Raw genomic sequence first — 13,373 nt, forward strand, 5'->3', positions numbered from 1 at the left:
TTTTAACTTGCTATTAGCCCTGTGCAATTTTAAAATTGCTATCGTATTCAACGGTCATTAGTGTGCCATCGCTAAGAGTTAAAGAACTTCTATAGTAAGATCAGTTCCAGATACTGTTACCGTAACTGTACCAGCTGTTGCTTCTCTTTCGATATTATTTATTTCAATAAATGCATCTGAAAAATAAAAATCATCGTCGTTAGGAGACAAGTGTATGTGAAAGTTCCAGTTCTTAAGGCCGGAGTCTCCCCTTCAACTAACAGAGAAAATAACTCGAGATATAATTCATATTCATCATCTCCAGAAGTTCCAATTAGTGTAAAATCATAATTATAAAATCCAGATATAATTTCATCGCCGTAGTCTTCAATTAATGCAGACGTTATCTCTACCGAATCCCCATCAACATTAATGGCATTGTCAAAAGATCTAGCGTCATCATCGCTACCACAAGATGTAAGAGATGCTGCTGTAATAAATAAAAAAGTGTAAAGTAAATTTTTTATAAAAATAGATTGTTTGTTTAAAGGTGGCGTATATAATTTTTTTTCTTTGAAGAGAGTAATATTTGTAAAAAAATAGTTTTTACAGCATCACCCTTTGAAAATCAATTAAAAGACCGTATTTTTGCACACCTTTTTGGCACCCTTAGAAAGCCGCCAATAAAGTTTCTATAAAAACAAAACAACCCTTTTACGGTTTCGAGGTTTTTAGGCTTTCGCGAAAGCGTAAAATACAAAACCCATCCTGCTTAAAACTTTTATTTTAAGTATGATGTAATTTTAGCAAATGGCTGAAGAAACAACAAAACAAGAACTTGAAGCAAAACAAGACGGTGTCACTGAGGCGCAAGTCGAAGCTCAAGTAGAGAAAACGGACATTGCAGAAGCAAAAACTGCAGAGGCTCCAAAAGCAGAGCTTTCACCAGCTCAAGAAAATCCTGAGAAATTTTTGAAAGATTTTAACTGGGAGAAGTATGAGGAAGGTATTGACACAGTAGATGACAAGCAGCTCGAAGAATTTGAAGCGCTTGTAGCAAGTAACTTTGTAGATACACTTGATGATGACGTGGTAGAGGGAACTGTAATTACACTTACAGATCGTGATGCAATTATCGATATCAACGCAAAGTCTGAAGGTGTAATCTCTCTTAATGAGTTCCGTTACAATCCAGATCTTAAAGTAGGTGATAAAGTAGAGGTACTTATAGACGTACGTGAAGATTCTACTGGACAATTAATTTTATCGCACCGTAAGGCGCGTGTTATCAAAGCATGGGATCGTGTTAACGCGGCTCACGATGAAGGAACTATCGTAAACGGTTTTGTAAAAGCACGTACTAAAGGTGGTATGATTGTAGATGTTTTTGGTATCGAAGCATTCTTACCAGGGTCACAAATAGACGTTAAGCCTATCCGTGATTACGATCAGTATGTAAATAAAACAATGGAATTTAAAGTGGTTAAGATTAACCATGAATTCAAAAACGTTGTTGTCTCTCATAAAGCGCTTATCGAAGCAGATATTGAAGAGCAGAAAAAAGAAATCATTGGACAGCTTGAAAAAGGTCAAGTACTTGAGGGTGTTGTTAAAAACATCACTTCATACGGAGTATTTGTTGATCTTGGAGGAGTTGATGGACTGGTACACATTACAGACCTTTCTTGGTCACGTATCAACCACCCGAACGAAATCGTTGAGCTTGATCAGAAATTGAATGTTGTAATTCTTGATTTTGATGAAGATAAAACACGTATCCAATTAGGTCTTAAGCAATTATCTAAGCATCCTTGGGAAGCTTTAGGTGAAGAACTTAAGGTTGGAGATAACGTAAAAGGTAAAGTAGTTGTAATCGCAGATTATGGTGCATTTATTGAAGTTGAAGAAGGAGTAGAAGGTCTTATACACGTTTCTGAAATGTCATGGTCAACTCACTTACGCAGTGCAGGTGACTTTGTAAAAGTAGGTGATGTAGTAGATGCTCAAATTCTTACTTTAGATCGTGAAGATCGTAAGATGAGTCTCGGTATCAAGCAACTTACGCAAGATCCTTGGACAGATATTACCTCTAAGTATCCTGTAGGTTCGCGTCACGAAGGTATCGTACGTAACTTTACAAACTTTGGTGTGTTTGTTGAGCTTGAAGAAGGTATTGACGGATTGATTTATATCTCAGACCTTTCTTGGACTAAGAAAATCAAGCATCCATCAGAATTCTGTGAGGTTGGTGATAAATTAGAAGTTGTGGTTCTTGAGCTAGATGTTGAAGGACGTAAACTATCTCTTGGTCACAAGCAAATAGAAACTAATCCTTGGGATAAATATGAAGCTGAATTTAAAGTAGGAACAACTCATAAAGCTGCCATCACGGATGTTGTAGATAAAGGAGCTACTATTGAATTTAATGAGGATATTACTGCCTTCATTCCTACACGTCATCTTGAAAAAGAAGATGGAACTAAATTAGGAAAAGGAGATGAGGCTGAATTCCAAATTATAGAATTTAATAAGGACTTTAAGCGTGTAGTTGCTTCTCATATGGTTATCCATAAAGAAGAAGAGGCTAAGATCGTTAAGCAAGCTGCTAAGAAAGCTAAAGCTCAGTCAGATGAGTCTAAGCCTACTTTAGGAGATGCAAACGAAGCTCTTGCAGCTCTTAAAAAGAAAATGGAAGGAGGAAAGTAATTTCTAAGATTCATATTCTAGTAAAATAAGCCTCTCAGTAAACTGAGAGGTTTTTTATTTAATTTTCCCAACTAAATATTAAATTAATTTTCTATTTTCGTGTAGCCTTGATTAAAATTAACAAGGTGCTAACTAATTTTAAATTAAAATTATGAAAAAAATTTTTTTATCTGTAGCATTTGTTGCTGCGACATTTATTACAGTAAACGCTCAAGAAACAACTTTCGGTCTTAAAGGAGGTGTAAACTTTGCATCAATTAACGGAGACGATTTAGATGATTTAGACGGGAGAACTAGTTTCCATGTTGGTGCTGTTGCAAACTTTGGTTTAACAGAGGCATTTGCGATACAACCAGAAGTTGTTTATTCTTCTCAAGGAGCATCCGAGGAATTTGAAGGTGATGATATAAATTATAGATTAAACTACATAAATATTCCTGTTTTAGCAGATTATACTTTTGCAGAGGGATTTAGCGCGCAATTCGGACCTCAGTTTGGTATTAATGTGAGTTCTGACGTTGAATTTGACGGGGATACAGAGGATTTAGAGGATGTTGAGACTTTAGATTTAGGTTTAGCAGGTGGTTTGCAGTACAGCTTAGATCAAGGGATTTTCTTTCAAGCGAGATATACTTTAGGATTAAATAATATTTTTGATTTTGAAGATGCAGATGCTAAGAATGGCGTATTTGCTTTATCTGTAGGTTACAATTTCTAATCTCATACTTTATCATATTATGAAACCTCTCAGGAAACTGGGAGGTTTTTTTTTACGCTATCGTTAATAATGTAAAACTTATATTTTATGCAAAATACTTTTTTAATGTTAGTATTTATTAGTTTAGGTTTAAACCAGATCATAGCATAAGAGTCTGCTACACCCAAAGGGAATTGGATAGTAGAGTCTGGAATAGGAACTAGTATTATAGGTAATGCAAATACTTCAATAGTATTTGCTTCTAACAATGGCAATAGCTCGTTTGCTATAGGTGGCGAAGCTGGATATTTTATTAATAATTTAGAATTAAAAGCCTGAATTTCATATGAGAGTGAAGGAAGCTATGTGAATTGGAAAGCTGGTACTAAATATTATATTTCAAGTAAATTCCCAGTGCAATTAGACTTAAATGGATCGTTAGACAGTTTTTTACCATCAGTTATGTAGGGCTTCAAGGAGTGTACAGCCTAGAATTAGGTATATTTTCTGGGGAAGAATATAGGGGTAAGTGACAATTATAATTACATATGTTGCAACAGTAGCATCTTCCTTATTCTGATAATTTCAAAATTTGAAAGGCCTTTTAAATTTTATTTTAAAAGAATCCTTAAATTTTATTATGTGAGAACTATAAGTTGATAAATGTGTTATAGTTAAAAGTAGATTTTGTTTTGGGAAGCAAAATCATTTGAGATCGCGGCGATGTAACCATAATTTTGTATATCTCATAAAAACGGAATAAGCTTGTAATGAACTTATAACAAAACCGACTACGCCATCAAGAAATCCCATTTGGATGATATAATGTTTGAAAAAGCTCCATAATGGCTTCATAAAAAAATGATAGATCGAGAGTTTGCCAGTAAAACTATCATAATCTATTGCTTGCCAATTTGCATACCTATTTAATTTAGCAATGTGGTTATCAATAGTGGTGTAGGTATCGTGATAAAGTCGATTTTTTAAGTAGCCAACTTTACCTTCAGCAATAATTTCTGCATGCACCATTTTATTTTCGTAACGACATTTGTCCCTACGAAAAAGACGGATTACCTTATCATTTTGCCATCCGCTAAAACGGACGTGCTTCCCCATGAAGTGGTTCTTTCTGAAAATCCAATAAGCTACCATATCATTATCAGCAGAACAGCTTAAAACCTCTTCAATTTCTGCTTGAAGTTCTGGCGTGACTCTTTCATCTGCATCGACTAGAAGTATCCATTCATTCGATGCTTGAGGAATAGCCCAATTTTTTTGTGATGCGGAATTTTCATATTCCCTTTTTATAACCTTATCAGCTTTTTGTAATGCAATTTCATAGGTTCCGTCAGAGCTATAGCTATCTACTACTAAAACCTCGTCGGCAAATGAGACAGAATCGATTACGGCTTCAATATTTCTTTTTTCATTACCTGTGGGAATGATGGCCGTAAGTTTGATCTCTCGATTGTTTATTGTGTATGATTTGTTATAACTTTTATGGCTATAAAATCCTGTTTTTTTTCGAATCTTGAATTTCCGAATTAAATTTAAAGGTTTCTTTTTTAAATAATTTTTATCTCTATGCAGCATGTCAATACTTGTATTGATTACTCTTGCACTAGACTTGCCGTCCTTGTAAGGATGCGTAAAGTTTGCAAACTTGCTAATGTTTACTAATAATTCTTTTGAAGGATGGAGGGCTTTATCTAATGCAATTTCCAGTTCATTAACGTTATCTATTTGTATAAGATAATCGTGATTTAAGGTGTGTTTGTACGCTATGACTGGGCGCTTTTGCAATAAAAATTCTTGAATGGCAGAGGTAGTGTCTGCCAGCATTATATCTGCTTTCTTGAATAGGGGTATTAAATTAGTTGTATCATAGTAAGTTAAATTTTTATTTTCGAGTGTTTTCCATTTATCGATAATATCTACATTCATTTTAGGATGTAGTGTTACCATAAATTTGTAGGTTCCATAATTTGAAAGTCTTTCGATTGTTTCAAACATTTTATCATCATGAGCGAGACTTAATCTTTCAGTGAAGGTTGAGCAAATCAAAATCATTGGGATTTGAGCTGCTTTTTTATCAGTAATTGGAAAAAGTGGATCAACTTTAGACCATCCAGTCTCGACCACTTCAAAGTATTTATGGTAATCTGCTAATTTCTGAAATTCAATGGTGCTTGATGGGCCTTGAGTACAATATAGGTCAAAGAAACCTCTCATTTTAAAGTCAGTACTTTTAATTTTTTTTGAAGGTCTCTTGTAAGCAGGAAAGCCGTGAAAAATTTGAACCTTTAATCCTTTTAGAAAATCAGGAACAACATTTGTAGCGGTTAGAACGATATGTGGTGAGTAAGCTACTACAGATTGTATAGTATTTAAGAGTAAGGGGTCATTAAATAATTTTGATTTCCCTTCACTTTCATCTGCAAACCATCTTACCTCATAATCTCTACTTAAAATTTCTTTCTCTAAAGGCTTTCCAATGGGAATAGAGTAGCTATAAGATATATAAATCAGGAATTTGTAATTCATCTATTTTTTGATACAATTAATTTAATTTGAAAGATGTACCTCTAAAATTTGTGAAGATAATTATTTCTGAATATTTATCTTTTTGAAAAATGATTAAGTTTAAATTAAAAAATACAAGTATAATATTATATTTGTTTATTAATCTAACAATATATATAAAATGAAATTACTAAAATTAACCTTTTTTGTTTCCACTCTAGCTATTTTTTCGTGCTCGAAGGAAAATCTATCAGAAGAAGAATTTAATAGTGCTGAACTTAGATTGCCTATTGGAGATTCTACTCCATTAATACCTCAACCAATAGAAATTTACGATGATTACTATGACCAAGAGGTGGATTATGTACGAACTGTTTCAGATATTGATGGAGATGGAAAAAATGACATAGTAGGCTTTGGAAGAGAAGATGTATTAGCGTCACTTTCAGATGGTATGAAATTTGGAAGTGATCGAGTATGGTATGCCGGATATACTGATGGCTGGAATAATGAAGATCATGTAAGAGTTGTAAAAGATGTTAACGGAGATGGAAAATCAGATATAGTAGGTTTTGGAAGAAAAGATGTCCTTGTCTCACTTTCAAATGGTAATAGTTTTGGAACAGCTACCGTTTGGAATACTGGATTTGCTGAAGGATGGCGTAATCAAGATCATCAGCAGGATTATATAAGAACCATCGCTGATGTTAATGGAGATGGCAAATCGGACATAATAGGGTTTGGAAGAGAGAATGTACTAGTGTCACTTTCTGATGGGTACAGGTTTGGAGTACCAAGAGTATGGAATAGTGGATTTATAGATGGTTGGAACAATGAAGATCATGTTAGAGTAGTTGCAGATGTTAACGGTGATGGTAAAGCTGATATAGTCGGATTTGGAAATAATAGTGTTTTAGTCTCTCTTTCGGACGGTACTAGATTTGGAACGCCAAGAACTTGGACCAGTGGATTTACTAGTGGATGGAGAGATCAAGATCATCAGCAAGATTATATAAGAACAATCGCTGACGTTAACGGAGATGGAAAATCGGATATAATAGGATTTGGGAGAGAGAATGTATTAGTTGCATTATCTGATGGCTACAGATTTGGAGCACCAAGAGTATGGAATAGTGGATTTGTGACTAACTGGAACAATGAAGATCATGTTAGGATAGTCTCAGATGTTAATGGCGATGGAAGGGCAGATATTATTGGGTTTGGAAATAAGGATGTGTTAGTATCATTATCTAACGGAAGTAGTTTTGGTACAGCTAGAAAATGGAATAGTGGATTCACCGAAGGATGGAGGCCATAAATAATATTTTAAATAAGTAATTAAGGGGGGGGGAGGAATACTTAGCTCCCCCTTTTTTTCTATAAATATATAAGATTATATTCGAGTCCTTTCCTCAAGCCAAGAAAGAAAAAAATTCATTTTACTAAAAGAACTACGATCTAAACTTTGAAGACCTAAGAATAATTTATTAGTTTCTTTATTTTTCAATTTAAATCTGTACCACCAAAGTGGCTTTTTAAAAGATCTGAAATAAAGAAGCCTTAAATCGTTTTCAAATTCACAACTATTATTAATTATTTCTAAATGATTTGATAAACCTTGAGCAAGGTATTGGTTACCATTCCTGAACCTATATTTTATATTATTTATAAAATGTTCATGATTCTCATTATAGAAATTTTCAAGTGTTGATTTTCTGAGGGGATGTGGGGTATGTCTAAAATTATAATATTCATTCAAACCAACAATTTTGGCAGATTTTTGTTGAGCTGACTTATGACCAATACGTTTTTTTTTAAATTTTTTAAAGAATTTTTTTTCTGGAAAACTAAGCCATTTACCTCTCAACACAGGAAAACCATTTTTAAAAAAATCTTGCCCCACAGTTTTGTTAATTAAGAAAAAATCATCATTAAAATAAATAAAATGTTCTGAAAGAGTAGGAATTCGATGGATACAGGTTTCTATAGATCTACTGTTGAAAGTGGGCAGAAATTTTTCGTATCCTTTGAATATTACTTTATGGTCTATGATTTGTACATTATTGTACTTATTAATTTCACCAGAATGATTTAAAAAAGAAGGTTTTTGGTTATCTGTTACTATAAAAATCTTTCTAATGTAAGGAGCAAATTTTAAAATTGAATTTACCGTATACTCAATCTCATTTACTTGATCATATCTTGTACGCACACTTTCATCTTCAATATTCTTATCTAAAGGAAGAAAGGGTCTCATTTTGTCTTTATGATTCATATCAGACCCATCCACCCATAGAATGACAGCATCAATTTCAATTCCCTTAGTTTCAATCATAAATATTCATTCTAGTGTTATATAAAACCTTCTACTCAAGGAAAATTCGTAATGACTCGCTCATTGCTATCAAGAGATGGAAGTTTAAAATAATTGCCGATGATTTCATTGTACTTTTTTGGGTAAAATTCTTTACGAGCATCTGAAGGGTAAAATGTCATTTCACCAAATACCGTCCTTCCGTTAACTGAATAAAGATCAACTCTTACAAAAGGAAAATTTTCAGAAAGTTTTTTTGAAACTTCAATCATTTCTTTAAGATTTGTAGGCTTCATAATACCTTCTGATATACTTTTATAATTTAAGCTCTTTCCAAATGGTAGTAAATTAAATTCTAGATCAAAACATCCTTGTTTATGATCCTCCTCCCTGTCAATGTGGACGTCAATAAATTTAGGAACACCATCAAAACAATAGAATTTATAGTCAACGAGTGTATTTTTATCTTCTTCCTTTAAGAATTTCTCGACTACTAACCTAGGTTGCACATCCTTATAAGCCCATTCTTGACCCATTCGATAATATTGGTTTTTTTTAAGCCATTTATTAAGAAGTGGTATTACTTTTTTAAATTCTAATTGTGATTTGTCTTTTACTATTAAATTATAGCTACTCGTATGTGTGGCTTTAATCACAAATTTATTAGGTAAATCATCAAATGGAATGTCTTTACCATCAGTATACACTCCAATTAATTCATTCAAGTAAGAGGCTCCTATCTTATCTTCCACATAAGCTCTTACAGCATATTTATCCACCAATTGATTTAAAATTTTAGGACGAAAAAATACTTTATACCATTCAATTTTTGCATTGAATTCCATCGGATTTTTTAAATCTAATTTTTTACCTGAGAAATACTCATAGTGATAATGAACGTAGTGTTTTGATGGCAAGAAGCGCATTTTTCTCAAAGTACGTAACCCAAATCGCCGCAATTTATTTTGCATCTTAGTTAATATTAATTGAAGCATTATGTAATCATAATGTTTATGTTATATACATGAATTTATAAATTTACTTGATCAATCCTATATCCAAACCCATCTCTCCTGTATTGTTTGCAAGGGCTGCACTCTCCACAAGCTTTAGATCCCGATCTATGGCAAAACCAAGTTTGCTCCATCAAATTTGAGAAGTTATAATCCTCAGCAATTTTTTTCATTTCAGGCTTAGAAATATTTACTATTGGAAATGTCATATTTCCAAATAGAAGTTTTCTAAAAATATCAACTTTTTTTTTGTTAATGACCCAATTTTCGCCAGATGCTCCTTGATTTATTACTATTAGCTCATCTAAATTGAAAAAACGATATAAGTCACCTTTGTGAATTGAAAGTTCAAGACGATTATATTTTTTAGCTAGAAAAGCGAGCCAATAATATTGCTTACCAAGATTTTTTCTTTTTCTTAAAATATTATATGCAAATTTTAATCTAAAATTAGAAGGTATTTTTTTTCTCTCATAAATTATTAATGGTAAAATACTCCCTTTAGAGGTAGAAAAATGATCTTGTATAGAAGAAGTTAGAGATTGTATGGTTTCAAATTCACGTTGAGTAGATTTTCTATTGTGATCTCTTACGTATATAGGTTGTATAGTACAATTATTCCGATAGAGTTGAATTACTCTAAAGGTAGAGTCCCAACCACTAGTCCATAAAACATTATGTACAGAATTAGACATATATTGAAAATCTTATAATAATTTAATAAAAGAAATTTTTTTAAACCGCCACATCATATTCCCTCAAAGCATCATTAAGCGAAGTCTTTCTATTTGTGCTTGCTTTACGTTTTCCGATGATTAATGCGCAGGGAACTTGATACTCTCCTGCAGCAAATTTCTTAGTGTAACTACCAGGTATTACTACAGATCTAGCAGGAACGCGGCCTTTTGTTTCTACAGGCTCATCTCCTGTAACATCTATTATTTTTGTACTCATAGTTAGCACGACATTTGCGCCTAAAACGGCCTCTTTCTCAATATGTACACCTTCTACAACAATACATCTCGAACCTATAAAAGCACCATCCTCAATAATTACTGGGGCAGCTTGCAATGGTTCCAAAACACCTCCTATACCTACACCGCCACTTAAATGTACATCTTTCCCTATTTGAGCACAGCTACCTACAGTAGCCCAAGTGTCAACCATCGTACCTTCATCTACGTAAGCGCCTATGTTTACATAACTAGGCATTAAAATAACTCCACTAGAAATATAAGAGCCATGTCTTGCCACTGCATTAGGAACAACTCTAATTCCGCGATTTGCAAAGTCTTTTTTTAACGGAATCTTATCGTGATACTCAAAAATACCTGCTTCAAGCGTTTCCATCTTTTGGATTGGAAAATATAAAACCACAGCTTTTTTGATCCATTCATTTACTTGCCAGCCATCATTAGTAGGCTCTGCGACACGCAAAGTACCACGATCTAACATATCTACTACTTCTCTTATCGCACTTATTGTAACTCTATTGGATAATTGAGATCTGTCATCCCAAGCTTCCTCAATGATATTTTGTAGTTGTGTCATTTAGATATAATTTAATTGAAGTCTATAACTTTAGTTTTTTACTAGGTTTCTCAAAGATAAAGTAACAATTACTTTTTTTAAGTTCTATATATTCAAAAACCAGAGATTAAATTCCTTAAAACTGTTGTAGATGAACTTGTGGATAAAGAATTCTTCAATTGTTTTTCCTTATTTTTGCCCCAAATTAACACTATGTCCCGCATTATTGCGATAGATTATGGAACTAAACGCACTGGTATTGCAGTGACAGATGAGTTGCAAATGATTGCCTCGGGACTCACTACGGTTGCAACAAAAGATTTAATGAAATTTTTGAAAGAATTTTTCAAGAATGAAAATGTTTCAACTTTGATATTAGGAGAACCCAAGCGTATGAGTGGTGAACCTTCTGAGGTGGAAAAGGATATTTTACGCTTTCGCGAAAGCGTAGAAAAAGCACATCCTAACCTAGAAATCATAAGACAAGACGAGCGTTTTACCTCAAAGATGGCCTTTCAAACTATGATTGATAGTGGACTAGGAAAGAAAAAAAGACAGAACAAAGCATTGGTTGATGAAATTAGTGCTACTATAATATTGCAGGATTACCTGTATAATAAATAAGTATGATTTTACCAGTTGTAGCTTACGGAACTCCCGTGTTAAAGAAAAAAGCAAAAGCGATTACACCAGAATACCCTAATTTTAAGGAGTTACTCGATAACATGTGGGAGACTATGTACGGTGCATCAGGTGTAGGACTTGCTGCTCCTCAAGTAGGATTACCTATACGAGTTTTTTTAGTAGATACCACACCTTTTGCAGATGATGAGAATTTTACTCCAGAAGAACAAAAACAACTTTCTAAATTTAAAAAGGCATTTATAAATGCAGAAATTCTAGCAGAAGCTGGAGACGAGTGGGCATTTTCTGAAGGTTGTTTAAGTATTCCTGGGATTAATGAAGACGTTTTTAGAAAACCTACAATTACTATTCAATATCAAGACGAAAACTTTGAAACGTTTAAAGAAACCTATGATGGGCTCATTGCGCGTGTCATTCAGCATGAGTATGATCACATAGAGGGTATTTTATTTACAGATAAACTTTCTAGTCTCAAAAAACGTCTTATCAAAGGAAAGCTAGCAAATATCTCAAAAGGAAAATGCAGCGCAGATTATAAAATGCGTTTTCCTGCAATGTCTAAAAAAAGATAATTGTAAATCAATAATACACTAATTTGTAATAATGACTGGCATAGTGCATCTTTGCCGTCCAATTTAAAATATATATGAGTTTAGATAAAGTAATTGCAATCTCTGGGAAGCCTGGAATTTATGCTTTAAAACAACAGACACGTAGCGGATTTGTAGCAGAATCACTTATTGACAACAAGCGTATTACAGTAGGTATACGTCATAACGTAAGTGTACTTTCTGAAATAGCCATCTATACACTATCTGAAGAAAAGCCTTTAAAAGAGGTTTTTCAAAAAATAAAAGATAAAGAAAACGGAGAGCAAACCATAAGTCACAAATCATCTAAGGATGAGCTTGAAGAATTTTTCTTTAATCTTATACCGGATTATGATGAGGATCGTGTGTATGCTAGTGATATCAAGAAAGTAGTGCAATGGTACAACATCCTTCAAAAGAATGACATGCTGGATTTTGAAACTTCAGAAGCAGCTGCGTCAGAAGAAGAAGAATAGTGCATAACTTTTTAAAAATTAAAATGGCCTTTACTGTATTTAAGTAAAGGCTTTTTTAATTTTAAGGACTATTACGCTTTCGCGAAAGCGGTATCACAAAACCAACCTGACCTACTCATTTATGAACTCAAGAGAAGCACAACTTCAAGCATTTGATAGACTTTTAACCATCATGGACGAGTTGCGAGTAGGTTGCCCTTGGGACCAGAAGCAAACCATGCAAAGTTTGCGACATCTTACCATAGAAGAGACTTATGAGCTAGGTGATGCTATCCTTGACAACGATTTAGAAGAAGTTAAAAAGGAACTGGGCGATCTATTATTGCACATTGTCTTTTATGCAAAAATAGGCTCAGAAACTAATGATTTTGATATTGCAGATGTTGCAAATGAAATCTGCGATAAATTAATTTCTAGACACCCCCATATTTACGGAGATGTATCAGTGGCAGATGCTAGTGAGGTAGCTACCAATTGGGAGAAACTCAAATTGAAAGAAGGTAAGAAATCTGTCTTAGAAGGGGTGCCTCGTAGTTTGCCAGCACTAGTAAAAGCAAGCCGAATTCAAGAAAAAGTGGCCGGTGTAGGTTTTGACTGGGAAGAGCCACAACAGGTTTTTGAAAAGGTAAAGGAAGAGCTGGCAGAGTTACAAGATGAAATAAAGTATCAAAACCAAGAGAAAATGGAAGCTGAGTTCGGTGACGTTTTTTTCTCCATGATTAACTATGCGCGCTTTTTAAAAATAGATCCAGAAAGTGCACTTGAGCGTACCAATAAAAAATTTATCAATCGCTTTCAATACCTCGAATCAAAGGCAAAAGAATTAAGTAAGGATATGTCTGACATGACACTGGCAGAAATGGATGTGTTTTGGGAGGAGGCGAAGAAAATTTAACTAGA

Annotated in this window: 13 protein-coding genes; 7 read left to right on the plus strand and 6 right to left on the minus strand. The window is 33.7% G+C overall.

Annotated features, from left to right (window positions below):
* Positions 1-78 precede the first annotated feature (78 nt).
* Positions 79-210 (minus strand): hypothetical protein, encoded by a 132-nt coding sequence (locus OD90_RS13220; RefSeq protein WP_261374429.1) that lies wholly within the window; start codon positions 208-210, stop codon positions 79-81.
* Between the two features lie 579 nt (positions 211-789).
* Here OD90_RS13220 and rpsA point away from each other — a divergent pair.
* Positions 790-2,685, plus strand: coding sequence for a 30S ribosomal protein S1 (rpsA, locus tag OD90_RS00205; RefSeq protein WP_186434683.1), 1,896 nt, complete (start codon positions 790-792; stop codon positions 2,683-2,685).
* Positions 2,686-2,836: 151 nt separating this feature from the next.
* A complete protein-coding gene (locus OD90_RS00210) occupies positions 2,837-3,403 on the plus strand; it encodes a porin family protein (RefSeq protein ID WP_144665220.1) in 567 nt (188 codons plus the stop codon).
* 684 nt (positions 3,404-4,087) lie between these two features.
* Here OD90_RS00210 and OD90_RS13295 read toward each other — a convergent pair.
* Positions 4,088-5,926, minus strand: coding sequence for a glycosyltransferase (locus OD90_RS13295; protein ID WP_315897465.1), 1,839 nt, complete (start codon positions 5,924-5,926; stop codon positions 4,088-4,090).
* Between the two features lie 160 nt (positions 5,927-6,086).
* Here OD90_RS13295 and OD90_RS00225 point away from each other — a divergent pair, with 160 nt between their 5' ends.
* Positions 6,087-7,223 carry an FG-GAP repeat domain-containing protein gene (locus tag OD90_RS00225; RefSeq protein ID WP_144665221.1) on the plus strand — a complete coding sequence of 379 codons (1,137 nt, stop codon included), beginning with the start codon at positions 6,087-6,089 and terminating at the stop codon, positions 7,221-7,223.
* A 75-nt stretch (positions 7,224-7,298) separates the two neighbouring features.
* Here OD90_RS00225 and OD90_RS00230 read toward each other — a convergent pair whose 3' ends face one another.
* Genes OD90_RS00230 through OD90_RS00245 form a run of 4 tightly spaced genes read right to left on the minus strand, consistent with a single transcriptional unit; the run spans position 7,299 to position 10,783 of the window.
* The gene (locus tag OD90_RS00230; RefSeq protein ID WP_144665222.1) at positions 7,299-8,240 is read right to left on the minus strand and encodes a hypothetical protein; all 942 of its coding nucleotides are present in this window, start codon (positions 8,238-8,240) and stop codon (positions 7,299-7,301) included.
* Positions 8,241-8,275: 35 nt separating this feature from the next.
* Positions 8,276-9,190 (minus strand): ATP-grasp fold amidoligase family protein, encoded by a 915-nt coding sequence (locus OD90_RS00235; protein WP_261374430.1) that lies wholly within the window; start codon positions 9,188-9,190, stop codon positions 8,276-8,278.
* A 59-nt stretch (positions 9,191-9,249) separates the two neighbouring features.
* Complete coding sequence (locus OD90_RS00240) at positions 9,250-9,927, minus strand: 7-cyano-7-deazaguanine synthase (protein WP_144665223.1); 678 nt, start codon at positions 9,925-9,927, stop codon at positions 9,250-9,252.
* Between the two features lie 40 nt (positions 9,928-9,967).
* Positions 9,968-10,783 carry a 2,3,4,5-tetrahydropyridine-2,6-dicarboxylate N-succinyltransferase gene (locus OD90_RS00245; protein WP_144665224.1) on the minus strand — a complete coding sequence of 272 codons (816 nt, stop codon included), beginning with the start codon at positions 10,781-10,783 and terminating at the stop codon, positions 9,968-9,970.
* A 192-nt stretch (positions 10,784-10,975) separates the two neighbouring features.
* On the opposite strand from OD90_RS00245, the gene ruvX reads away from it, so the two are divergent.
* From ruvX to mazG, 4 genes are all read left to right on the plus strand, one after another.
* A complete protein-coding gene (ruvX, locus tag OD90_RS00250) occupies positions 10,976-11,386 on the plus strand; it encodes a Holliday junction resolvase RuvX (RefSeq protein WP_144665225.1) in 411 nt (136 codons plus the stop codon).
* 2 nt (positions 11,387-11,388) lie between these two features.
* Positions 11,389-11,979 carry a peptide deformylase gene (gene def / locus OD90_RS00255; RefSeq protein WP_144665226.1) on the plus strand — a complete coding sequence of 197 codons (591 nt, stop codon included), beginning with the start codon at positions 11,389-11,391 and terminating at the stop codon, positions 11,977-11,979.
* Between the two features lie 74 nt (positions 11,980-12,053).
* Complete coding sequence (locus tag OD90_RS00260; protein WP_144665227.1) at positions 12,054-12,473, plus strand: DUF5606 domain-containing protein; 420 nt, start codon at positions 12,054-12,056, stop codon at positions 12,471-12,473.
* Between the two features lie 121 nt (positions 12,474-12,594).
* On the plus strand, positions 12,595-13,368 hold the full coding sequence (gene mazG, locus OD90_RS00265; RefSeq protein WP_144665228.1) for a nucleoside triphosphate pyrophosphohydrolase: 774 nt from the start codon (positions 12,595-12,597) through the stop codon (positions 13,366-13,368).
* The last annotated feature ends 5 nt before the right edge of the window (positions 13,369-13,373 follow it).

Source organism: Dokdonia sp. Hel_I_53 (genome assembly GCF_007827465.1).
Lineage (GTDB): Bacteria > Bacteroidota > Bacteroidia > Flavobacteriales > Flavobacteriaceae > Dokdonia.